Raw genomic sequence first — 23,995 nt, 5'->3', positions numbered from 1 at the left:
TCATTGTGGCACATTCATTAAAATAGTTACAAAAGTCTCAATTCTGCTTCTTTGTACAATACATCATAGTTCAACTTCCTTAAATAATTTGGATAATCTCTATCAGAATAACAGGCTTTCCATAGCTTTTTTGAAGCATCAAGTGTACATACTGAAATGTCTTGAATTTCTTTAAGCCATTTTTGTGGAGCTAGTAATATTTCTCCTTTTCCTTTTGCGAAATGAACTGAAGTGTCTCTTTCACTTTTAAATCTGTTTAATAATTGCTGAAATGATAAGTCTTTTAACTGCTTTGGATTATTTGTTTTGAAAATAACTTTTCCTCCAACAATCTTCTGAAGGCATTCAATTTTCATTTCCATGGTTAAGTAGTGATCTCCGGATTTATTTTTTCCCCGGAGTGCATTCTTTTCTTCCTCTGATAGTTTTAACTCATTATCATACAGGTAGTCAATACCTAAGCAATTAACAAAAGACTCAAAAAACGAATAATAATTAATAATTCCATTTCTACAGAATGTAGCTACATTTTTATTTAACCTGCTCAATTTATCTGTTAATTCTGGTTTAATGTCTTTGTCTTCTCTTTTGAAAGTCAACCCAGTTTTATAAAAATTTTTATAAGCTATCTTTGCAGAAATAAACATAAAAAATGAATCCTCTAATAACTGTTGCTCTTCATTTGCAACCGTGCCTGCATGATACCCTATTCCGATTCTCGAGTGGTATGGCAGATCTTCCTTAAGATATGGAGTTTTTGATAAATCAATTATACGATTCAAGACACCTAATTCTATTCCATTTCTAAACGGGTCATTTACCAACTGTTCACGTAAGACGTTAGCTACGCTTATAATTCCTTTTTTTAATGGAAAAAAACTTTTCATTTTATCATATAATAAGTTTAAATCGTTTTCGTAGCTAGGCTCAAAGAACCAGTTGCCATCCAAATCCTTTACCGACATATATAGTTTTGATAGCTGATTTAATGCCATTTTCCCAAATTTATCACTTGGCAAAATAGCCGTACAAAAAATAATGTATGTCAATCTATCAAATATCAATTTATTCTCTGCATTCTCAATATTACATTCATTATTTAGCTTTAGGAATGCAAAGCCATCTTCTACTAAATTATCTGAGTCATTTTGTGCCTCTTCCATTTTTCATCATCCCAACATGTCAACAAATTATGCTCATCAAAAATCGCACTTCACACCTGTTTCAGTAGTATGTATCACTCAAGGTGTGATGCTCTCAGAAATATAACTGCCTTTATTTTACTGCAATATATTCCATAGTGCAACAATAATAACATCCGCTCTATTCCGTAAACATCAAATAAACATCAAGCAAACATCCGAAAACGCGGCTTTACTTCGCACTATTTGCGGCAATTTAACGTCCAGCTAAACATCAAATAAACATCAACTTGTAGATTTTCTACCTTGCAAGCAATTTCTGGGCATAAAGAAAAGTCCCACAAACGGCGGTTTAAAACCATTTGTGGGACTATGTTGTGGTTGCGGAGGCAGGATTTGAACCTACGACCTTCGGGTTATGAGCCCGACGAGCTACCGGACTGCTCCACTCCGCGATATTTACTTGTGCATCCTCGCTAAGCCAATCTGTATGGCCTCGTTTAGAGTGCTTAACTATAATACCATTCTAAGTATGGAATGTCAAGCCTTTTTTATAAAAGATTGCTATCCATTATGATAACGAATGAGAACCGCTGGTTTCTGCTGCTAAAAAGTGTCACACGACCGGCCCTAGTTACGTAAGTTCCTTAACTCGAAGGGGCCGCCGTACACAGGCAAAGCCTTTTTGTGCCCTTCCCTACGGTATCCGGTCTTCCATTATACTTCCACGGTTCCTCATAGTCAAACCCATTTTAACAAGCCGAGGGGTTGCCTCATTTTGAGACAGCCCCTCAGTTCTGGATAAAAGTTAATAACTGTAATGGATGTTTTCTTTGTATTCTTCGTAGATTTTGCGGTTAAGCTCATCTCCGCCGTCTACATTTGCGCTGTAAAAAATCGGTGGGGTTTTTAGTCCTGCATCCACTAACGCCTGCGCAGTCGCCGCAACAATGGAATTCAGAATAGACGCACCGATCACGGTTGATGTTGGGCTTACTTTCTGCTCGATCCCCTTAACAGCAACACATGCGTCTCCTTTTTCTCCATGGTTATCGATGACGATATCGCTTACTTCATAGAGATTTTTCCCCGATGGATGTCTGGATGTAACCGACTTCGAATAGGTAAGATTCGTAATACAAATAACAATGGCATTTCGTTTTTTTGCTTCCATTGCTACTTCAATGGTTACTGGGTTCCTGCCGGAAACGGAATGTACGATCAGCACATCGCCCTCCTGCATCGGTGTCTTCTGTGCAAGGAGCGTACCGTACCCTACCAGCCTTTCCATTTTGCTGGTGTGCGTGATAGGAGAAGTATCCAGCATCACTTCGCTGCCGAAAATCGGGTTGATGACCACCAACCCGCCGGCGCGGTAAAACATTTCCTGCGTTAGGATGCCCGCATGACTTGCACCGAAAACATAGATCGCACGCTTTCCCAGCACGGCTTTTGTGAGCGCCGCCACTGCCTTTTCCATTGATTCCGACTCCTTCGTTTCTACTTCGTCAAGGAGCCGTCGAATCTCACTGAAATACTGAAACTGCATGATTAAAACACCGCCAAAAGTTTATCGATCAGATTTGCAATTATACCAAAGAGGGAGAGATCGTTTCCTCCGAAAATCAGCATCCAATTCTGAATGGTTCCGGAATACATCACCGCGGAAACGCCTACCAAGCCTACCATAACGACCGACGCAACGGCGGTACCGATAATACAGCCGCGCAAACCGCCCTGGCCTTCGCCGATAACGGCCGCCGCACCGCATTCAAAGAAAGAAGTGATTACCAGCGGAATCAGCATAAGGTGAAATACATTCGCTGCGTTGCATATTAAAATAAGAATGGTAGAGGTAATCATAGCGGTAACAAATCCGATGAGAACCGCATTCGGCTTGTAGTTGAAGATAACCGGGCAGTCAAACGCCGGAAGCGCGTTGGGAACCAGTTTGTCGGAAATGCCTTTAAAGGCCGGAACAATCTGGTTGATGAGCATACGCACACCCTGGAGCATTACGATAAGTCCGGCGCCAAAGTTCAGTCCCTGATTCACAGCAGTCATGAACAGGTTTTGGTCCTTCGCAACGGAAGAAGGAATGGCAATGCCCACGACAATAAACATAATGAATATGACAACCGCGCCGGTAATGGAAATTTCGCGGAAAAAGGACAGACCCTTTGGTAAAGAGATGCTCTCCGTCGATTTCTTCTTATTTCCTACCTTGCCCGCTACAAAGCCTGAAATCAGGCTTAAAACTCCTGTCGGGTGACCCAAGGTAAAGGATTCGTCGCCGGTAACCGCAAAAACATATTTGCGGAGCAGCCACGGCATAATGGACCAGTAAAGAGCCGAAAAAACGGCGCTGATACCAATCAGCATCGGTCCCCGGAGTCCCGCTTCCACACCGGCCGCCACAAAGATGAACGGGAACCACCAAAGCATATGGCCGGTAAGGAAGATTGTTTTGATCGGCGTAAACTTTGCAATCATCAGATGCAGGATAAGACCGATAAACATAGCAAGTCCGACATCGCCGCCATAAGTACCGGTAAACGTAACATCGTTGAGTCCTTTCGCGGCGCCGGCGGAACCGGAAAGGGTCTGAAACGCGGAATTAATCGGCAATATGGAATTAACCAGCATGCCTACGCCCGCATTTAAAATCAGCATGCCGAATGCCGCAAGAAGAGTCCCCTTTATAATTTCCGCTAATCCCTTTTTCTGTAAAATGAGACCCAGCATCGCAATCAACCCAAGCAGAACCGGAGGATTGCGCAAAATGTTCGTTGTAATGAATTCCATCACAATTTATACCCCCTTCGTATCACTCAAAAACTTCTCAAAAACTTCCTTGACTTCCGCTAAATCCATATATTTCTTCACGCTGTAAATGGGTACGGTACAGGAATCTTTTAGCTCCCGGGCTAACTCTGCGCTTGTAAAAATGGCGTCACACTGCGCTCCGCGGGCTGAATTGATATCGGTTGTTTCCACGTCGCAGGCAATCCCCATTTGTTTACAAACTCTGTCCAGGCTCATCTTTAAAATCATGGATGACCCGCAGCCAAAACCGCAAACTGCGAAAATTTTCATTTTATACACCCCCTTACTGTGATTATTTTCTGTAAACTATATTCCTCTAAGAGCCGAGCCGCGGCAGCCGCGGGATGATCTTAGTATCGGTTCAGCAAAGCTAAGATTTCTTCCTTATCCCCTTCGCGGAATAACTGAAGATTTTCCCGCTCGCTGAGAATATCGGAAAGATTTGCAAGTGCATCCAGGTGAGAGGAAGAATCAACGGTTGCAAGCACTAAAAATACATTCACCGGATGTCCAACCAAATCCACTTCCTCTTTTACCACTAACAGGGACATGGCAAGCCGGTTTACCTTCCCTTCCGGCTTTGCATGCGGAAGCGCAAAATAATCATCGAGTACGATATACGGCCCGAAACGGTTAACACTTTCAATCATGGCATCCACATAAGATGCCTCGATGGAATGATCATCCAAAAGGGGCTGGGCGGCAAGCCGGATTGCCTCCTGCCAGTTTTCTGCATGCTGGGTAATTTGAATTCTGTTTCCATAAATAAGGTCTTTGAGCACAGGGTTTTTTTCCTCCTTGTTTTCTGCTATCTTCGGGTAAATCAGCGCGCTTAAATTCTTGCGGAGCTGATTTTCATCGAAGATATCCGCACTCTTGCGAATTACATTGATCAGAAGTTCCAGGTCGTACGTATAGGTAGATCCGGAAAAATCAAGCAAATTATTCATAATGTGCTGTATATCCATTTTTGTAAGAATCGGATTTACAACCATTACATTTTCGTACCCCGGCAGTTCAATCGTGGAAATAATATAGTCGTAACTGCCGGTATAACCGGGAAGACTGCTCATGGCAATGGTATCGACGACTTCCACCGTGGGAATATATTTATAGAGCTGAATTTTAAGCGTTTTCGAAACCATCAGTCCATTCGGGCAAACGAGAAGCACCCGGTTCCTGCGCAGCCCGTTGCTCCGGCTGCCGGAAAGATATCCCCCGAAATAAGCAGTAATGTATCCGATTTCTTCATCGCTCATATTGCTCAGTTCGCGAAACTCTTTCCCGTTTTCCAGAACAACCGAGCGAACAATTTTATAAAGCGCCCCATGCTGCACATTGATTTCGGAAAGGCATGGATTGTTTACCGGAAAATGAAACTTGATTCGGTAGTAAGACGAAAGCAGATGCCTCTTGATATTCTTTTTGAACTCTTCTTTCGACTCCAGCGTAATCGCCGTTTTGGACTCGAATTTTTCAATCAGACGGTCTACGTAACGGTCAATCCGGCTGTCATCCACCTGATGGTTCCAACTGGGAAGGGACGCAATATAAGCGGCAAGATACTGCCGTTCATTCCGGTTTTCGGTATCAATCAGATCGAAAAGAGCCTTGAAATAAGAAAATTGCTCCGCCTCGGCAAAATCGTCTCCCGCTTTCACGAAACACCCCTGCGCAATTCTGCGGCGCGTAAAATCAAGAAACACAGAAAGATTGCCAAGGGCGTAGTCCGTTAATTGCAAGTTCCGGTTTTTGTTAAACAAAACAACCTGCGGGCTAATTTGACTGATGAGGTCTACGTTTTCCTGCATAAGCGACAGATAAAGCTCCCGGATTTTTATTTCGCTGCCAATCATGGAATACTGTGGTTTTGTCCGGAGCGCGAGCCCTTTGCCCTTCAGCAGGCGTTTGATATCCTCCATGTCGCTGATACAGGTGTTTTTACTCATTCCCATTTCGTTGGCGAGTTTTTCAAGTGTAAACGATTCGCCTTCCAAAATTTTGCCCAGAATATAATTCTGCCTGTTGTAAACCGCATACGGGTCCACACAGCCGGCCCCGCTGATAAATTTGCGCAGTGCGTTATAATTGCCGATGCAGGTAAATTTCTGGCCGATTTTTCGGATTTGGCCGCGGCCTTTCATCTCATCGTTAATATTTTCAACATCATAGTACAGCGTTCTTTTCGAGATTTTAAACTCATCGAGAAGCTCCTGCAAGGACGCGCCGTTGTTGTTAAAAATATAATTTAAGATATTACTTTCCCTGTTTTTCATAACTTTCTTTCCGTCAGCACAAATGGTGACTTTAAACCTCTTCATTCATTATAATTTATCCGTCGTAAAGCTCAATACCAATCTGTTGCACATGTATTGCACAAGAACGATGGAAACAGGAGAAACCAATTTAGGCATTCTCCATAGAACCCATGAAATAATTATGAACGGTACCTCGTGCGCTCATGCTTGTACAAAGACAAAATTCAGTTTTGTCCTAATTGGATAAAATATTCCATAAAAAGTTCAAGCCGCCAAAATGGCGGCTTGAACTTTTTAAAATCATCCAATTGCTTGGAACCCAATCATCCCGCAGAGGTATTCTTACAGATTTTGTTCGAAAAAGTTTTTCATTCCTTCCGCGGCTTTTTCTTCATCAGCGCCTTCTACCGTAACGACAGCCGTCTCGCCCTGCTTGACGGCAAGGCTCATCACGGAAAAAATCTTTTTGGCGTCCGCCGTTCGGCTTTCACCCTTGCTGATTTTTATCGTTGATTCATACTGCGCCGCCTGCTTAACCAGCAATCCTGCTGGCCGGGCGTGGATTCCATCCGGGTCTCGTATTTCGTAAGTAAATGTCTTCATTTTATTTCCCTGCCAATCACCGTTTTTTCGGAGTGACCACTCCTTATATCAATCATATCATAATCCAAATTCTTTGCAATGCCATTTCTCTGCACATGTTTTGCACAATTAAGAAGAGTTACCATAGAAGTTCAGAAAGCATACGAAAAAGTCCGTTTCCATTCGGAAAACGGACTTAAAATGTTAGTATATCAATTTTTTAAACTACCCTAAATTCCACCCATTCACTTTTTTGGGGGTATCCGGAGATAAAAAGTTAAAAGGATCCCCAGCATAAGGCAAAGCGCGGTCGTAAGCATCCCAATGAAAAAGGTAGGCATCTGATTTCCAATGATATAGATGTTGCGGTCCGCCCGATTGGAATAGGACGGCTGCTGTACGGAAGCCTGCACTGCCTGTTGTTCTTCCTGCCCGGGCTCGGCGGTTGCGGTTGCATACTCCCCTGCCGGTTCCGTTTGCCTTGCTTTCTTCGCTTCTTTCTCCGTCTTTTTTGCTTTCAGACTTTGATACGGGTCTTTCGGCTTTGCTGATTTTCCGCTTTCTGGCTTGCCGGACGCTGCATCCGATATGGGAACCGGATTTTCGCCGCGAAAAACAGTGATCACATAATCTGTTTTTGCCTTTTTATCCGCAGACGTTACTGTCGCGACAATGGGTGTTTCCGTTCCGGCTTTAAACAAAGTTTTCCGGTTAATCCGCACGGTCCCGCCGTCCTGTGCGGCAGCGGAAAATTCAATGGAATTCACATTGCTTTCCACATATAAATTGTATTTGTAGACATCGGGAGAAAAAGGCGGCTCCAGCCTGCCCTGATAAGGCTGCAGCGAGAAAAGGGAAGCCTCATCGGAAGGCGCTTCCTTCGGCGGCTGAACCGCTGCCGTTAAGGTTTGGTGAACGGATACGTCCAGACGTTTTGAATCATAATTGCAGACGTCGTCAATATGCGCCCCTATATTCGCTTTCCCGGCGGGCGCGCCGTCCTTCACCTGAAATACAAACGACAGAATATTCCCCGAGAGCTCCGGCGCCGTCGGGCGGTCGACATTGCAGACATAAACACTTCGGATGGGGTTGCCTGTGCTGTTGGTGTACATGGTACCGCTTTTAATCTGCGCCGACGTTTCTGTGCGCACAAAGCTGAACGCTGCGGCGTCATAATCAATCGTCATTCGAAATCCCGCAGCGGTATCGGCCGTCTGGTTGGCATTAAGCTGTACCTTTATAAAATCGCCGGAAGAAACGGAGGTTTTATCCAGACTGTATGTAAAATATGGGACGGGGTCTGCACTTGCGTCTACCTTAATTAAGGTAAGCAATAGCAGGACTATAAAAAAGGTGAAATGAAAAGTATGCCTTTTCACAGCTTGTCCTCCCGCTTATAAAAAATCAGCCGTACCGTCAGACGGCAAAGCTGATTTCATAATTCAAGAAACAGGTCAAGCGGTAACGGTTTGTCCCATGCCATTCGACTGAATGTCACGCAGAAGCTTTTTACGCAAAATTTGTAAACGGAAACGGTTATAACGCTGTATAATCGCAAACGGCAGATTGCCGAGCATAATCATAAAAGAAAACACTAAGCCGACCAATAAAGGATTAATCAGCATGGTTAGGACCACGCAGACACAATTTTTCATATGCATCCATTCGCCGCGGCAGGTTTCAAAGATGAACTCATCAACATATTCAAGGGAAATATCCGTAAGGTGTTCTTTGGAAAAACCGCCTTTCCCTATGTGCTGCGGAACCTTATCCTTCCAAAATTGAATCTTCAGCTTATCCCTGTACCAACGGCCGCCGTGTTCCCAGGCTTTGGGTGCAAACCGTTCTTTTTCCGGGGTAAATTTGGAATGGGGAAGATAAAGGCAAGCAAGAAAGACCGTCAAATGCCATATGAAGATAATAAACAGATTCCATAGATACATGTTGAGAAAGGAAAAATTTTTAAGCATTTCGAATTTCCCTCCTATCATTCTTTCGAAAAGCATCTGCTCTATTATGACACAGATATGCAATATTGAACATAGACATTATAATACATTTGTAGGTTATGTGCAAGAAATGTATCAGCACAACCCCTTATATTTTTCCACGATCCGATTGGCGCATTTGTAAACATCCCCGCCGCCCAGCGTTAAGATCAAATCTCCTTTTTCCGCGTTTGCGGTAACATAATCGGTGATTTCCTCAAATGTTTTAAACCACACGCTTCCGGGGATTTTTTCCGCAAGGTCTTTGGCGTAAATATTGTACGTGTTCGTTTCGCGAACCGCCAGAATTTCGGAAAGAACAACCCTGTTGGGAATCGAAAGCGCTTTTGCGAATTCATCCAGAAGCATATAGGTTCTGGAATACGTGTGCGGCTGGAATACGGCCCACACGCGCCGGAAGCCCATCTGCATGGCGGCAGTCAGCGTAGCGGTCAGCTCCGTGGGATGGTGTGCAAAATCATCCGCCACGGTGATTCCGTTAAAGGTTCCCAGAATTTCAAAGCGCCTGTGCACGCCGGTGAACTGTCCAAGGCTGGAAGCGATTTTTTCCGCTTCCACTCCCAGTTGATCGGCGGCTGCAAAAGCAGCCAGCGCATTGTAAATATTATGTTTCCCGGGTATACTCAGCTTTACTTCGGCTACCTTTTCCCCGTTCTTCACCACGCTGAAGCTTTCTCTTGCTTCCTTTGTATCCGCGATATCGTCGGCGTAATAATTATTTTTTGGATTCAGGCCGAACGTTACAATGGACGCATGCTTAAGGCCCTCCACGGCTTTCATGGAATTGGCGTCGTCCCCGTTCACGATCAGCGTTTTCGAAGTCTGTTTTGCAAACTGGCGGAAAGACTTGATAATATTGTCCACTGTGCCGAAATAATCCAGATGATCGGCGTCAATGTTCAGGATTACGGAAATTTCCGGATTCAGCTGCAAAAAAGTATCCACATATTCGCAGGCTTCGCAAACGATCGTGCCGGAGTTGCCGACGCGCCCGTTCCCGCCGATCAGCGGAAGTTTTCCGCCGATCACGGCGGAAGGGTCTTTTCCGGCAGTCAGCAGAATCTGCGTAATCATCGCGGTTGTCGTCGTTTTTCCGTGCGTTCCGGAAACCGCGACCGGGTGCTGATAGCGCCGGGTAACCATTCCGAGCATGACGGAACGCTCTATGGTCGGAATGCCTTTCGCGCGCGCAGCCACCAGCTCCGGGTTATCGTCTTTTACGGCCGCCGTATAGACAACCATTTCGGCGTCGCCGATATTTTCCGCCCGATGCCCCATGGCAACGGGTATTCCGTAGGAACGGATTCGCGCAAGCGTATCCGATTCATTTGTATCCGATCCGGTCAGTTCAAATCCTCTGCTGTGCAGAATTTCGGCAATCGGGCACATTCCGGAACCGCCGATTCCCACAAAATGTATTTTTTTCACATTTGATAATTCGTCATGATAATCCATCTTCGAATTGCTCCTTAAAATAATATATGTTACGGTCAGCCGTTGTGCGGCTGACCCACGCAAATTAAGTAAAACAGGCAGTCCTATGGGAAACGGCTGCTTTCTTTTTCACTCATTTCGTATGTTCTTTTATTCTTTCTATTATATTGCCATACCCGTCTATAATAAACATTTTTTTGAATATTTGCAACAGAAAATATTGACCCGGCGGAATATCACACTGAACGTCCCACCTCCATAGTATAAGGAAAGAAGATTATGGAGGTTTGAACGATGATTGACATAAATAGCTTTGGCGTGCTGGGCGGCGACAAACGGCAGATTGCGCTTGCCGAATCCATCGCGTCGGACGGTTACACCGTTTATGTTTTTGGATTTGACAACGTGGAATTTTCAAGGGACATTAAAAAGGCGGGATTGGAAGAAATAACCGCACACTGTGAGAATCTGATTCTGCCCCTTCCGGTCACGACCGACGGCCTGAATTTGAATACCCCGTACTGTGACGAGAAAATCGAGTTAAATGACCGCTTTGCGGAACGTATGCGTGGAAAGCAGGTTTACGGCGGCATGATCGCGAAGCTTATTCAAACCAGCGAAGTCTGGGATTCCGTCGACATTTACGACTATTACAACCGGGAGGAATTCACCATCCACAACGCCGTACCCGCGGCCGAAGGAGCCATTGAAATCGCCATGCGCGAATATCCCGGAACCGTCAACGGCAGCAAATGCCTTGTTGTCGGTTATGGACGGATCGGAAAGGTTCTTGCCTGGATGCTGCGCGGAATCGGCGCGTCGGTAACGGTGAGCGCCCGGAAGCACTCGGATATCGCGTGGATCGAATCATACGGATATCACTCGATCTTTACCGACAACATCTGCGACAAGGATCAATACGACGTGATCTTCAACACGGTTCCCGCCCGAATCTTTAACCGGCGGCTTCTTTCGAAAATGCACTCAAAACCTTTGATTATCGATCTGGCGTCCCAGCCGGGCGGCGTCGATTACGAATCCGCCGAGGATTTCGGCATCAAGACGGTTCATGCCCTTTCCCTTCCCGGGAAGGTTGCGCCGAAAACGGCCGGAGAAATCATTAAAACAACCATATACAATATTATGGAGGAGTGAGGGAATGGATAGCATGAAAATTGGCTACGCTCTCTGCGGTTCCTTCTGCACTTTCTCGAAATCGATTGAACAGATGCGCGGGCTTGCCGATGCGGGATATACCCTTTTACCGATTATGTCGCAGAACGCGTATACAACGGACACCCGTTTCGGCAAAGCGGACGATTTTATCTGGGAAATCGAAGACATCTGCAAAAGGAAAGTGCTGAAAACTATCGTCGAGACCGAACCGATCGGTCCCAAGAAAATGCTCGACCTGCTGATTGTCGCGCCCTGTACCGGAAATACCCTTGCGAAAATCGCAAACGGAATTACCGATACCAGCGTAACCATGGCGGTAAAATCCCACCTGCGCATCGGCCGCCCGGTGCTTCTGGCTCCGGCGACGAACGATGCGCTCGCAGCTTCCGCGCAGAATATCGGGAAGCTTTTAAACTGCAAAAATATCTATTTTGTTCCGATGCGGCAGGATGACCCGGAAAACAAACCGGCATCCGTCGTTGCGGATTTCAAGCTGATTCCGGCCGCCGCGCTCTGCGCGCTGGAAGGCCGGCAAATGCAGCCGATTCTTCTGCCGGAATAGAGAATATTTATTCCTGTTTCTTGTAAAAAGATGAATAAATGTGTTATGATAAAAGCAGAGAAACGGAAGTGAGAATGATGCTGTATTGTCCAAAATGCCAATTGCTTGTAAACGATGATGCACAGCGCTGCCCGGTCTGCGGTTCCAAAAAACTGAGGGTGCCCGAACAGGATGATCCGGTACTTCTGATGACGGCGGATGAAGGAAAAGCCGAAATGATACGCTCTGCTTTTCAGGAAAACGGGATTGTTTTTGAAGAACGCATCAGTGGGATCGGCAGTCCTCCCGCCACGATTCTGGGAAAGCCCTTAATTACCAACATTAATTTTTTTGTTCGGTACGGGGAACTGCATGCCTGCGAAGACATTGTCCGCGGAATTGGAATTTTGGACGCTTCCGACACCGCGCTTCAAAAACGTGCCGAAAAAGCGGACGGCGGGAAAGACCCGGAATCGGTATTGGAGGAAGCCCCGACGGAAATGAGCGCGCGAAAACGCTTTTTCGTCCGGGCTGTTTCGGCCGTTCTGTTTATATTCCTGGTTTGGGGCGTCGTCGCCTTCGCAGATTGGGCGGCGGAAGCCCTGAAAGCATTTTTCACAAGATAAGAAAAGACAAGGAGATCAAAAATGAGCCAGTATCACATTGACACAAACTGTATCCATGCCGGTTATGAGCCGGAAAACGGCGCTCCGCGCGTCCTTCCGATCGTTCAGAGTACTACCTTTAAATACGACAGCGCCCAAACGCTCGGCGAACTGTTTGACCTGAAGGCCGACGGCTTCTTTTATACGCGGCTGGGAAACCCGACCATTGACGCGGTCGAGAAGAAGATTGCGGCACTGGAAGGCGGCGTCGGTGCGCTGCTGACTTCCTCCGGGCAGGCCGCCTCTCTGATCTCTGTTTTCAACATCTGCCATGCCGGCGACCATGTCGTAAGCTCCAGCGCGATTTACGGCGGTACTTTTAACTTGTTTTACAAAACAATGCGGGAAATGGGGATTGAATTCACATTTCTGCCCCCCGACTGTTCCGCGGAGGAACTGAACGCCGCGTTTAAGCCGAACACACGCTGCGTTTTTGCCGAAACGCTGTCCAATCCGACCCTGATCGTTACCGACCTCGAACTGTTTGCAAAGGCGGCGCACGCGCACGGTGTGCCTATCATCGTTGACAATACCTTCCCCACGCCGATGAACTGCCATCCCTTTGCGTTCGGAGTCGATATTGTAACGCATTCCACAACGAAATACATGGACGGCCACGCTGTTCAGGTGGGCGGAGCCATCGTGGACAGCGGTAATTTCAACTGGAACAATGGAAAATTCCCCTGCCTGACCGAGCCGGATGAATCGTATCACGGGATTACTTACACACAGCAGTTCGGCAAGGCGGCTTACATTGCAAAAGCGCGCGCGCATCTGATGCGCGATTTAGGCGCGCAGTCCAGCCCGACCAACGCCTTCCTGCTGAATCTGGGGCTGGAAACACTGGGCGTCCGAATGGAGCGGCACTGTAAAAACGCGCTCGCCGTGGCGGAGCATTTGGAACAGAGCGGGCAGATTGTCTGGGTAAACTATCCCGGTTTAAAGAGCAGCAAATACTATGATTTAGCGAAAAAATATATGCCAAACGGCACCTGCGGCGTCATTTCCTTTGGGATTAAGGGCGGCAGGGAAGCGGCGGCAAAATTCATGGAAGGATTAAAGCTCGCTTCCATTGTTATTCACGTGGCCGATCTGCGCACCTGCGTATTGCATCCGGCGAGCACCACGCACCGCCAGCTCAGCGACGAACAACTGAAAGAGGCCGGCATCAGCCCGGACATGATCCGGATGTCGGTCGGCATCGAAAATATAGAAGATATTCTTGCCGACATCGACCAGTCCCTTGCAAGACTTTAATCGAATATCGCATAGCGAAACGGCGGGGTGTTTTACCCCGCCGCTTCTGTGTGAAATATTTTAAAGGACGACAAGCATTAATTAAAGGTATAGAGGGATTTATACGGATTTTTCGTATTCGGAGATAAAACGAAGAAGTTCTTTGACAGCACTTCTTTTTTATCCACACCGAAGATGCCGCAGAACTCGTCGAGCCAGCCGTCGATTTTTGCCATATCCTCCGGCGTGGCGGGGGCTGCCTGCACCTGTTTCGGAAGATCGGGTGGAAGTTCCTCCCCGCGCAGATAAATCCTTCCGCCGTGCATTCCCGTGCCGCAAAGGCTACCGACCGGCGCTTTTTTATCGGAATCCAGACCGAGTACGATAATGGTGCCGCCCGCCTGGTATTCGCCCAGGAAGCTGCCGGCTTCGCCGCCGATAATTAAAAGCGGATGATGCGTCTGGTATGCCTTCATATGAATGCCCGCGCGGTAACCGGCGTTGCGGCGGACGAAGATCTTTCCGCCGCGCATGGCGTAGCCGGTGGCATCGCCGCTGTTCCCGTCGATAATAATTTCGCCCTCGTTCATCGTGTCCCCGGTCGCATCCTGCGCGTTGCCGTTTACACGAATGGTTCCGCCGTTCAGATAGCTGCCCAGATCGTTGCCCGGAATTCCGTTGATCGTAAGGTGCTTTCCGCTCATACCGGAACCGATGTACCGCTGTCCCATGCAGTTTTCAATGGTAATTTCCGTATCCTCCGCAAAGCGGACTTCGTTATTCAAATCCTGAAAATGTTTATTCTCCGCGTTAATCTTCAATTTTGGTACCTCCAAGCTTCACGGCCCGTTCCGTAGCGGTAAACGCCATAAGCTGCGGCTTTTCCTTAATCAATTCATAGTCGATGCTGTCCAGCGGGGTTTTCTCCCGAATCAGGGAAGTGTAAATACCGGCTCTTGCAACGTCGCCGATCAAGATATATCCCTTTAAAAGATTGTCTTTGGACACCATCTTTTTATAGTTGCCGCCGTTCTTCACAACATAGGCCTCGCCGTCGTAGCTTCCGGCGGTAACGATGTGCAGGCCGAAGAATCCGACCGCGTTCATCGGAATTGCCTTGTCGTAGCGCTTTTCGCCGCCCGCCATGGTGATTCCGGCGGTTTCGCCCTGCATGTAGGCATTCGGCAGCAGCGCGAGCACCCGCTGCTGATTCACCGTAATATCCAGGCTTTCGCTGCAATCGCCCGCCGCGTAAACATCGGCAAGATTCGTCGCACGGTGCGCATCCGTCAGAATCCCCTTGTTTACCTTGCAGCCAATCGCGGCGGCAAGCTTCGTTTCCGGCCGGACGCCGACCGCAACAACCAGAAGATCAAACGCAAGCTCCGTACCGTCCTTCAGTATTGCGGCGTTTTGATGGAACTGCGCTACGCTGTTGGCAAGGCAGAACTTTACGCCCTGCTCTTCTATATGCTTCTGTACGATTTCGGAGCCTTCCTCGTCGAGAACACTCGGCAGGATACAGGGTGCAAGATCGACCACGGTAACTTCCTTCACCTTTTGGAGGATTCCCTCCGCGCATTTCAGGCCGATCAGACCGGCGCCGATAATCAGCACGCGGCTTTCCGGATTGATTTCTGCCTGCAGCGCTTTTGCGTCATCCAGCTTCATAAAGGAGAACTTCTTTTCCACTTCGTCAAGGCCCGCCATCGGCGGCACAAACGGTTCAGAGCCGGTTGCAAACAGAAGCTTGTCGAACGGAATCTGCGCCCCGTTATTTAGAATCACCTTTTTCTGTTCATAATCCACTTTTTCCGCCGTAACACCGAGAAGCGCTTTCACGCCGTTGTCCTCATAAAAGCTGTCGGGACGGTATTTCATACGCTGTTCGTCGGTTTTCCCGTAAAGAAGGTAGGAAATGAGCGGGCGGGAATAAACATGGTACGGTTCTTTGGAGATCACCGTAATCGTTCCGGTTTTATCCACGGAACGGATTCCCTCGATGCAGCCGACCGCGGCGGCGGAGTTGCCGATAATCACATACTTCATTTTCGCTCACCTCTCCTCAAATACGATTGCCTTGTTCGGGCAGCCCGTTACGCAGGCGGGCTCGCCGAACGCGTTATTTGTACAGAGCTCGCATTTCTGAATCACGCTGCCGTCGCTGCCCGGCATAATGGCACCGTAGGGACAAACCATAATGCAGGTGTAGCAGCCGACGCATTTGTCTTTGTTGACCTCAATTACGCCGCTGTCCACGCTGAGCGCGCCGGTAATGCAGCTTTTCACGCAGAGCGGCTCCGCGCAGTGGCGGCAGGAAACGGCAAAGCTGATGCCCTGCTTTTCTTCAATCCGTATCCTCGGATTGATACGGACGTCTTTCAGAGCCTTGACCATATCGTCGCTGCCGGAATTGGCAAACGCGCAGTTGTATTCGCAAAGATGGCATCCGAGGCACCATTTCTCATTTACATAGATTCTTTTCATCGCTTATTCCCCCGCGTGCTTGATGCCCAGAATTTCAAGCTCTTTCTCGTTTAATCCGATTCCGCGCAGCATCAGGCGGTTGCCTTTGAGCGCTTCAATCGAGTTGATACCCATGCCGCCCATCATTTCCTTTATTTCATGCTGCCACGCGGAAACGAGGTTGACAAGGCGTTTGTAACCGATATCGGGGTTCAGGCGCTTAACAAGGTCGGGCCGCTGGGTCGCGATGCCCCAGTTGCATTTGCCCGTCTGGCAGGTTCGGCAAAGGTGGCAGCCAAGCGCCAGAAGCGCCGCGGTGGCAATGTAAACCGCATCCGCGCCCAAAGCGATTGCCTTTACGATATCCGCGGAGTTGCGGATGCTTCCGCCGACCACAAGGGAAACGTTGTTGCGGATTTTTTCCTGACGCAGCCGTTCGTCCACCGCCGCAAGCGCAAGCTCAATCGGAATGCCGACGTTGTCGCGGATACGGGTCGGCGCCGCGCCGGTACCGCCCCGGTAACCGTCGATGGCGATAATGTCCGCGCCGCTGCGCGCAATACCGCTGGCGATTGCCGCTACATTGTGAACCGCCGCGATTTTTACGATGACCGGCTTCTTGTAATTGGTTGCTTCCTTTAAGGAGTAGACAAGCTGGCGCAGGTCTTCAATCGAGTAGATATCATGATGCGGTGCGGGCGAAATCGCGTCCGAACCTTCCGAAATCATACGGGTACGGGATACGTCGCCAACGATTTTTGCACCCGGCAAGTGCCCGCCGATGCCCGGCTTTGCGCCCTGCCCGATTTTAATCTCGATCGCGGCGCCCGCTTCCAGATAGTCCTTATGCACGCCGAAACGTCCTGAAGCCACTTGAACAATCGTGTTCGCGCCATACTGATAAAAGTCCTCGTGCAGCCCGCCTTCGCCGGTGTTATAGTAAATCCCCAGCTCCTGCGCGGCTCTCGCAAGGCTTTCGTGCGCGTTGTAGCTGATGGAACCGTAGCTCATAGCGGAAAACATTATCGGAACGGAAAGCTCCAGATTCGGCGGCAGGTTGTTCGTGTTCAGGCTGCCGTCCGGATTGCGCTCCAGCTTTTCCGGCCTTTTTCCCAGAAAGGTTTTCGTCTCCATCGGCTCGCGCAGCGGGTCAATGGACGGGTTTGTCACCTGCGAAGCGTTAATGAGAATCTTATCCCAATAAACCGGATAGGGCTTCGGATTCCCCATGGAGGAAAGCAGCATGCCGCCCGTTCCGGCCTGGCGGTAAACTTCACCGATCACTTCGTTTGTCCAGTTGGCATTCGTCTTGAAAGTGTGGTCGGTTTTTACGATCTTCAGCGCTCTTGTAGGGCAGAGTGCCACGCAGCGGTGGCAGTTCACGCATTTCGATTCGTCGCTTTTCATCAAATTCAGTTCTTTATCGTAGGCATGCACCTCGTTGGCGCACTGCCTTTCGCAGACGCGGCAGGCGATACAGCGCTGCGAATTGCGGATTACTTCATATTCCGGGTATAAAAAATCGATCGGCATCAGGCATCCACCCCCTCGTTCAGCGTTACGATCACCGGTTCTCCGCCCTTGGGCGCCCAGATTTTATCCGGGTTCGGTTCCATCGTCTTAATGGCACATTCTTCACTTGCCACATAGGTCATGTCATCCTTTTCGGCAGCAACCATGGAACGCAGCTTTAAACGGTCGTTCAAAGCCATCATGCCGCCGCTGAAGCCCAGCAGGATGGAGAACGGCCCCGTAATCAAAAGGCTTGAAAACACGTTGCGAAGATACGTAAACTTTTCTTTCTCCGCCTGCGGCATCCGGTCGATTTCATCCCAGAACGGGGCGGCAATCACGTCCGCAACCTCGTGAAGGGTCAGGTGCTGCTTGCGGTTCAGGTAATCAATAATATAGGTGATGACCTCCGTATCGGTCAGAAGGGTGCATTTATAGCCGTACATCTCAATGAACCGGCGGTTCGCGTCATAGGAGGAGATTTCGCCATTATGTACGATGGAATAGTCCAGCATGGCAAACGGGTGCGCTCCGCCCCACCAGCCCGGCGTATTGGTCGGGTACCGCCCGTGTGCCGTCCAGCAGTAGCCCTCATAGTTGTCCAGACGGTAGTACCGGCCTACATCTTCCGGAAAACCGACCGCCTTGAACACACCCATGTTTTTCCCGCTGGAAAACACATAGGCCCCCTTGATCTGCGTATTAATTTTTACAATGCAGCGCGCCACAAATTCCCGTTCGTCCAACTGCGTATCCTTCAGCAGTTTTTCAAACGGCAGTCCGAAATAGCGCCAAATCGCAGGTTCGTCTGTAATTTCCGGCATTTTTCTGGTGGGAATCTTCTCTGCGACTGTTACATCGAAGTTCGCCATGATTTCTTTTTCACATTCCTCTTTCGCGCGGACACTGTCGTAGAAAACATGAAAGGCATACAGCTCTTTGTTGTGCGGATAAATCCCGTAAGCCGCAAAACCCCCGCCCAGACCGTTGCTCCGGTCATGCATGGTGGAAATGGAACGGATAATGGCTTCGCCGTTCATTTTTTTGCCGCTGCGCGAAAACATTCCCGATATGGCGCAGCCCGAAGGTATCCTTATATCTCCCTCGAATTGCATAAACTGACCTCCCTGCAATTTTTCGCTTTGACGCATTCATTTGCGCCGATGTTAAAAACGCAATTTTCGCAGCTTAACGCCGCAGCACCGTATTTTTTGGTATTTATCATATAATGGAATGATGCTTCTGTCAATAGATTTTGCATAATTATGTAAGTCAAATTGCAATTTATTGCAATTTTCCATAAAATCAACCCATTATAACCCATTTTTGCAACAAATATTATTAAATCTTGCAAATTTTAATTTTCTAGTTGACATTTGGGCCTTACAGGCATATAATACTTGCATAGCAGCAAAGGCGCTGTAGGGGAGAACCCTATAGCGCCTTTTTTATTTTTTGAAATTGATACAGGGAGTGATCTTCATGAGCAATGTTCCTGAAATGTTCGGCAGCATGGTTTTCGACGACACGGTAATGAAGGAAAAACTGCCGAAGGAAACCTATAAGGCTCTGAAAAAAACCAGAGAACAGGGCAAACCGCTGGACATCAGTGTGGCGAATGTTGTTGCGAATGCGATGAAAGACTGGGCCGTCGAAAAGGGTGCTACCCATTTCACCCACTGGTTCCAGCCGATGACCGGGATTACCGCGGAAAAGCATGACAGCTTTATTTATCCGATTGAAAACGGCAAAGTGATCATGGAGTTTTCCGGTAAGGAACTGTTTAAGGGCGAGCCCGACGCTTCCAGCTTCCCGTCCGGCGGGCTTCGGGCGACTTTCGAGGCAAGAGGGTACACCGCCTGGGACCCGACCAGCAACGCTTTCATTAAAGACGGCTCCCTTTGTATTCCCACAGCGTTTTGCTCCTACGGAGGCGAAGCGCTGGATAAAAAGACCCCGCTTCTGCGTTCCATGAACGCGATCAACAAGCAGGCCATGCGCATTCTAAGGCTCTTCGGGAACACGGATGCTCACCGTGTGATTACCACCGTCGGCGCGGAACAGGAATACTTCCTGATCGATAAGGCAATGTACGAAAAAAGAAAAGACCTGATCTTTACAGGCAGAACCCTTTTCGGCGCAAAGCCCCCAAAGGGCCAGGAACTTGAGGATCACTATTTCGGCGTTATCAAGCCGAGAGTATCCGCCTATATGAAGGAACTCGACGAGGAACTCTGGAAACTCGGCATCTTTGCCAAAACGAAGCACAACGAAGTCGCTCCTTCCCAGCATGAACTCGCTCCCATTTTTACGACTTCCAACGTTGCTACCGATCAGAACCAGCTCACCATGGAGATTATGAAGAAGGTTGCCACGAAGCACAACCTGACCTGCCTGCTCCACGAAAAACCGTTTGCGGGCGTAAACGGAAGCGGCAAGCACAACAACTGGAGCATTACGACCGACACGGGCGTCAACCTTCTGGAACCGGGCGATTCCCCGCGGGAAAACGCACAGTTCCTGCTCTTTCTCACCGCCATTATCAAAGCGGTCGACGAGCATCAGGATCTGCTCCGCATTTCCGTCGCAAGCGCCGGCAACGACCACCGTCTGGGCGCAAACGAAGCCCCTCCGGCCATTGTCTCCATGTTCATCGGCGATGAACTGACGGGCATTTTAAAATCCATTGAAGACGGCACGGTATACAAGCAGAGAGACAAAGCCTTTATGAAGATCGGCGTCGATGTTCTTCCAACCTTCCCGCAGGATTCGACCGACCGGAACCGCACTTCCCCCTTTGCCTTTACCGGCAATAAATTTGAGTTCCGTATGCTCGGCTCTACCGTTTCCATCGCCTGCCCGAACATCATGCTCAACACCATTATCGCGGATGCATTGTCCGATTTTGCCGACGAACTTGAAAAAGCGGACGATTTCAACAGCACGCTGGCGGAACTGATTAAGAAGACCGTTAAAGAGCACAAACGCATCATTTTCAACGGCAACAACTATTCCGACGAGTGGGTCGAGGAAGCGAAGAAACGCGGGCTTTTAAATCTGCGTTCCACGGCGGACGCCCTGCCCTACTATATCAGCGACACAAATGTTAAGCTATTCGAAAAGCACGGCGTATTCTCCAAAACGGAAATTCACTCCCGCTATGAAATCCAGCTTGAAAACTACTGCAAGCAAATCCATATCGAAGCATTGACCATGGTGGATATGATTAAAAAGGATATCCTTCCGGCGGCATGCTCTTACATGAAGGATCTCAGCAAGGAAGCCATCAATAAGAAACAGCTCTGCGCAGACATCTCCTGCGAGCTGGAAGAAATGCTTCTCAAGAAGCTTTCTACGCTCAGTTCCGAACTGTATAAAAAAATGGCTGTGCTGGAAAGTTCCGTAGAACCCGAAAAAGAATTCAAGGATGTTCTTGAACAGGCGCAGTATTACCGCAATCAGGTTTTCCAGCAGATGGAAGACACCCGCGCAACTGCGGACGAAATCGAAAGCATGGTCGGCAAAAAATACTGGCCGTATCCAACCTACGGCGACCTGCTCTTCAGCGTAATATAAAAACACTTTATTCCTTATCCGCTGTACAAAGACCGTGTATCCTGCGGAGAAACAGGATACACACTTCCTTTTTTTAAATATATCCTCCTTTAAATACAAGATCTTTACATATCTTCCTAATAAAGGGCGCAGTCTGTCATCCCGGCAGGCGGCGCCCTTTATCCTTGTCTTTGAAGCCGTGGAAATTATTTTCCGCTGTCCACAGGTTTTATTTTTACTTGACACAACGGAGCATTCATATAATAATGAAAGGATAAGTGGTTTACGAAGTAGGGAATGCGGTAATAAGCCGCAGCAGCCCCCGCTACTGTGAGAAGGACAAGGCGCGCTGAAATCGGCCACTGCATTGTCGGGAAGGCCGCGCGCCGCGGATGAATTCGAGCCAGGAAACCTGTCGTAAACCGGTTTTTAAATTTAGTCGGAGGGATTAAAATGAAAGCAAAAAGAATTCTGTCGGCGCTGTGCGCCATTACCCTTGTACTGTCCGTTTCCGTCTGCGCCTCGGCCGAAAGCATAAAGGACTGGCCGCAGTTTTTAGGTTCCCCGCAGACACCCGGCATCACCGCCGCCCAGACGCCGGTAAACGCATCGGCGGCGAAACTGCTTTGGTCAGCGAAGCATACCGTCACCGGCGAATACAACGGAACCAAAATGGAAAACAACGCCTGCGGCACCCCGATTGCCGTCGGCGGTTATCTCTATCTCACCCTTTCCGGCGGTACGCTTCTGGAACTGGACGCGGCATCCGGCAAAACCGTGGCTTCCGCGCCCTGTAAGGATATCCCGCCCTATAATTCCAAAATTGCAAGCGGCGACGGCAAGATTTTCGTGCCGCAGCAAACATCCGAAGGCGTGCGGATTTCGGCATTTGACCAGAACAGCCTTGCCCTTTTATGGCAGAGCGAAGCAATTGCCTACGGTTCAGCCGCCCAGCAGATTGCCTCCCCCATCACGTATTATGATCATCAGATTTATTTCGGAACGTATACGCAGGACCCGAAAACCTACGCTTACACCACCGGCGTATACGCCTGCCTTTCCGCGGCAAGCGGCAAAACAGTATGGAAACACGAAAATGCCGCCGCGGGCTATTACTGGAACGGCGGCGCCGTAACGGGTTCCGCAATTGCAGTTTCCGACACGGCCGGTACGATTTCCTCCTATCGTCTCACCGATGGTTCCCCGGTCGGCACCGCGTCGGCGGGCGGGCCGGTCAACTCCACCCTCTGCTATGCAGACGGAAGGATTTACGCCTCCGTAAAAAGCGGTTATGTCTATTCCGTAAAAGCGGATGCGAACGGTCAAATTACTGCAAACAGCGCCCAGAAATCCGCCAATTTAGGCAGCAGCATTACCTCCAGCCCCGTTGTGTATAACGGCAGGCTTTATGTCGCCGGGGGCGGTTACGGCTCCACCGCGCCGTTCTCCGTACTGAACGCGGCGGATCTGAAAACGATTTATCAGATTAAGGAAATCCAGTCCCAGTCCTCCCCCCTGGTTACCACCGCTTACGCAGCCGAAGCGAACAAAAACCAGGTGCTCATCTACGTTGCAAAATACGGAACAATCGACCAGAATTACACGTTTTCGAAGGATTCCTCCTGTGTGTATGTTCTCACCGACCGGGAAGGGCAAACGAAGCCTTCGTATGAAACGCTGTTCACCCCCTCCGTTCCGCAGAGCTGTTCGCAAAGCCTGACTTGTTCCGGAGACGGCACACTGTTCTATTTCAACGACAGCGGAAATCTGTACGCAATCGGCAAAAGAGCGGTTCTTCCCTCTCCCAAAACCGGAGACGACTCATCCGTACGGATTGCCTCCGTTATTTTGCTGAGCGCCGCTCTTGTCTTCACACTGCAAGTAAAAAGAACCGGCATCGGGGCGAATAGGTAAAGCCATGAAGTATATAAAAAAAGCACTTGCCCTGTTCTGCATTTTGACGGTCTTAGCCGGATGCAAGGTGGAGCTGCCGTCCCAGCATGCGGCCAGTTCCGCCGGTCCGTCGGAAAGCACCGCACCCGTTTCGTCGGAAATCCGAAGCGAAGCGGAAACCTCCGGCATTTCCGGCAGTGCCCCGGTTTCCTCCGCGGCCGTACCCCAGAGTTCACCGAAAACGGCTTCTTCCGGTGTTTCAAAGGCGCCGCCCGCAAAAAAAACGGCTGTACCCGCCCCACAGCTTCAAAAAGAAACAAGCTGCACCCTGTTCATCTCGTGTGGCGATATTTTGAAAAACCGGGAAAAATTCAGCGAGGACAAGCTTTCCGCCGTACCGAAAGACGGAATCATTTTTGCGGAAAAGAACGTGAAAATCAAAAACGGTGAGACGGTATTCGATGTGCTGCTGCGCGTAACGAAAGCGGACGGCATCCCGATGGAATCCGCTGTTTCACCGGTTTATCAATCGACTTATATAAAAGGGATAAATAATATTTACGAAAAGGACTTCGGCGCATCCAGCGGATGGACGTACACGGTAAACGGAAAACAGCCCCCCGTCAGCTGCAACGGCTACAAATTGAAAAACGGTGATAAAATTCAGTGGCTGTTTGTTTGCGGCGGATAAGGGGGG

Annotated in this window: 21 protein-coding genes, 1 tRNA gene and 1 riboswitch; of the genes, 7 read left to right on the top strand and 15 right to left on the bottom strand. The window is 48.8% G+C overall.

The window, feature by feature from the left end; translation table 11 throughout:
* Positions 1-26 precede the first annotated feature (26 nt).
* The 10 genes from OUY18_RS09450 to murC form a co-directional block, all read right to left on the bottom strand.
* Positions 27-1,163, bottom strand: a complete 1,137-nt coding sequence (locus OUY18_RS09450) for a hypothetical protein (RefSeq protein ID WP_268058526.1) — start codon at positions 1,161-1,163, stop codon at positions 27-29.
* 357 nt (positions 1,164-1,520) lie between these two features.
* Positions 1,521-1,597, bottom strand: a tRNA-Met gene (locus tag OUY18_RS09445).
* Positions 1,598-1,950: 353 nt separating this feature from the next.
* The gene (locus tag OUY18_RS09440; protein WP_268058525.1) at positions 1,951-2,691 is read right to left on the bottom strand and encodes an SIS domain-containing protein; all 741 of its coding nucleotides are present in this window, start codon (positions 2,689-2,691) and stop codon (positions 1,951-1,953) included.
* A gap of 2 nt (positions 2,692-2,693) precedes the next feature.
* Positions 2,694-3,947, bottom strand: a complete 1,254-nt coding sequence (locus tag OUY18_RS09435) for a PTS ascorbate transporter subunit IIC (RefSeq protein ID WP_268058555.1) — start codon at positions 3,945-3,947, stop codon at positions 2,694-2,696.
* A 6-nt stretch (positions 3,948-3,953) separates the two neighbouring features.
* Positions 3,954-4,238 carry a PTS sugar transporter subunit IIB gene (locus OUY18_RS09430; RefSeq protein ID WP_268058524.1) on the bottom strand — a complete coding sequence of 95 codons (285 nt, stop codon included), beginning with the start codon at positions 4,236-4,238 and terminating at the stop codon, positions 3,954-3,956.
* Between the two features lie 80 nt (positions 4,239-4,318).
* A complete protein-coding gene (locus OUY18_RS09425; RefSeq protein ID WP_268058523.1) occupies positions 4,319-6,244 on the bottom strand; it encodes a BglG family transcription antiterminator in 1,926 nt (641 codons plus the stop codon).
* Between the two features lie 324 nt (positions 6,245-6,568).
* A complete protein-coding gene (locus OUY18_RS09420; RefSeq protein WP_268058522.1) occupies positions 6,569-6,829 on the bottom strand; it encodes an HPr family phosphocarrier protein in 261 nt (86 codons plus the stop codon).
* Between the two features lie 224 nt (positions 6,830-7,053).
* Positions 7,054-8,190: a cadherin-like beta sandwich domain-containing protein gene (locus tag OUY18_RS09415; protein ID WP_268058521.1), complete on the bottom strand. Its 1,137-nt coding sequence runs from the start codon at positions 8,188-8,190 to the stop codon at positions 7,054-7,056.
* 75 nt (positions 8,191-8,265) lie between these two features.
* Complete coding sequence (locus OUY18_RS09410) at positions 8,266-8,781, bottom strand: hypothetical protein (protein WP_268058520.1); 516 nt, start codon at positions 8,779-8,781, stop codon at positions 8,266-8,268.
* Positions 8,782-8,895: 114 nt separating this feature from the next.
* A complete protein-coding gene (murC, locus tag OUY18_RS09405) occupies positions 8,896-10,275 on the bottom strand; it encodes a UDP-N-acetylmuramate--L-alanine ligase (protein ID WP_268058519.1) in 1,380 nt (459 codons plus the stop codon).
* Between the two features lie 273 nt (positions 10,276-10,548).
* Between murC and dpsA the strand changes: the two genes are divergently transcribed.
* From dpsA to OUY18_RS09385, 4 genes are all read left to right on the top strand, one after another.
* A complete protein-coding gene (gene dpsA, locus OUY18_RS09400) occupies positions 10,549-11,409 on the top strand; it encodes a dipicolinate synthase subunit DpsA (RefSeq protein ID WP_268058518.1) in 861 nt (286 codons plus the stop codon).
* A gap of 4 nt (positions 11,410-11,413) precedes the next feature.
* Positions 11,414-11,992, top strand: a complete 579-nt coding sequence (locus tag OUY18_RS09395; protein WP_268058517.1) for a dipicolinate synthase subunit B — start codon at positions 11,414-11,416, stop codon at positions 11,990-11,992.
* A 74-nt stretch (positions 11,993-12,066) separates the two neighbouring features.
* Positions 12,067-12,597: a hypothetical protein gene (locus tag OUY18_RS09390; RefSeq protein ID WP_268058516.1), complete on the top strand. Its 531-nt coding sequence runs from the start codon at positions 12,067-12,069 to the stop codon at positions 12,595-12,597.
* A gap of 21 nt (positions 12,598-12,618) precedes the next feature.
* On the top strand, positions 12,619-13,893 hold the full coding sequence (locus tag OUY18_RS09385) for an O-acetylhomoserine aminocarboxypropyltransferase/cysteine synthase family protein (protein WP_268058515.1): 1,275 nt from the start codon (positions 12,619-12,621) through the stop codon (positions 13,891-13,893).
* Positions 13,894-13,970: 77 nt separating this feature from the next.
* On the opposite strand, the gene OUY18_RS09380 is transcribed toward OUY18_RS09385, so the two are convergent.
* The 5 genes from OUY18_RS09380 to OUY18_RS09360 are packed head-to-tail and all read right to left on the bottom strand — an operon-like array spanning position 13,971 to position 18,965.
* Positions 13,971-14,693 carry a glutamate synthase gene (locus tag OUY18_RS09380; protein WP_268058514.1) on the bottom strand — a complete coding sequence of 241 codons (723 nt, stop codon included), beginning with the start codon at positions 14,691-14,693 and terminating at the stop codon, positions 13,971-13,973.
* A complete protein-coding gene (locus tag OUY18_RS09375) occupies positions 14,683-15,921 on the bottom strand; it encodes an NAD(P)/FAD-dependent oxidoreductase (RefSeq protein WP_268058513.1) in 1,239 nt (412 codons plus the stop codon). The genes OUY18_RS09380 and OUY18_RS09375 overlap by 11 nt, the downstream gene beginning before the upstream one ends.
* A 6-nt stretch (positions 15,922-15,927) precedes the next feature.
* Positions 15,928-16,359, bottom strand: coding sequence for a 4Fe-4S dicluster domain-containing protein (locus tag OUY18_RS09370; RefSeq protein ID WP_268058512.1), 432 nt, complete (start codon positions 16,357-16,359; stop codon positions 15,928-15,930).
* A 3-nt stretch (positions 16,360-16,362) separates the two neighbouring features.
* Positions 16,363-17,871: a glutamate synthase-related protein gene (locus OUY18_RS09365; protein WP_268058511.1), complete on the bottom strand. Its 1,509-nt coding sequence runs from the start codon at positions 17,869-17,871 to the stop codon at positions 16,363-16,365.
* Positions 17,871-18,965 carry a hypothetical protein gene (locus OUY18_RS09360; RefSeq protein ID WP_268058510.1) on the bottom strand — a complete coding sequence of 365 codons (1,095 nt, stop codon included), beginning with the start codon at positions 18,963-18,965 and terminating at the stop codon, positions 17,871-17,873. Before OUY18_RS09360 ends, OUY18_RS09365 begins: the two co-directional genes overlap by 1 nt.
* Positions 18,966-19,332: 367 nt before the next feature.
* Here OUY18_RS09360 and OUY18_RS09355 point away from each other — a divergent pair, with 367 nt between their 5' ends.
* The 3 genes from OUY18_RS09355 to OUY18_RS09345 all read left to right on the top strand — a co-directional run bounded on the left by OUY18_RS09355 (position 19,333) and on the right by OUY18_RS09345 (position 23,989).
* Positions 19,333-21,426 (top strand): glutamine synthetase III, encoded by a 2,094-nt coding sequence (locus OUY18_RS09355; protein WP_268058509.1) that lies wholly within the window; start codon positions 19,333-19,335, stop codon positions 21,424-21,426.
* 234 nt (positions 21,427-21,660) lie between these two features.
* Positions 21,661-21,840: riboswitch (cobalamin riboswitch) on the top strand.
* Between the two features lie 18 nt (positions 21,841-21,858).
* Positions 21,859-23,319: a PQQ-binding-like beta-propeller repeat protein gene (locus OUY18_RS09350; protein ID WP_268058508.1), complete on the top strand. Its 1,461-nt coding sequence runs from the start codon at positions 21,859-21,861 to the stop codon at positions 23,317-23,319.
* Between the two features lie 4 nt (positions 23,320-23,323).
* Positions 23,324-23,989, top strand: a complete 666-nt coding sequence (locus OUY18_RS09345) for a DUF4430 domain-containing protein (protein WP_268058507.1) — start codon at positions 23,324-23,326, stop codon at positions 23,987-23,989.
* The last annotated feature ends 6 nt before the right edge of the window (positions 23,990-23,995 follow it).

It is taken from the genome of Caproiciproducens galactitolivorans, from assembly GCF_026672255.1.
Taxonomy (GTDB): domain Bacteria; phylum Bacillota; class Clostridia; order Oscillospirales; family Acutalibacteraceae; genus Caproiciproducens; species Caproiciproducens galactitolivorans_A.
The sequence above is the reverse complement of the archived record's forward strand: the minus strand, read 5'-3'. Positions and strand labels throughout refer to the sequence as shown.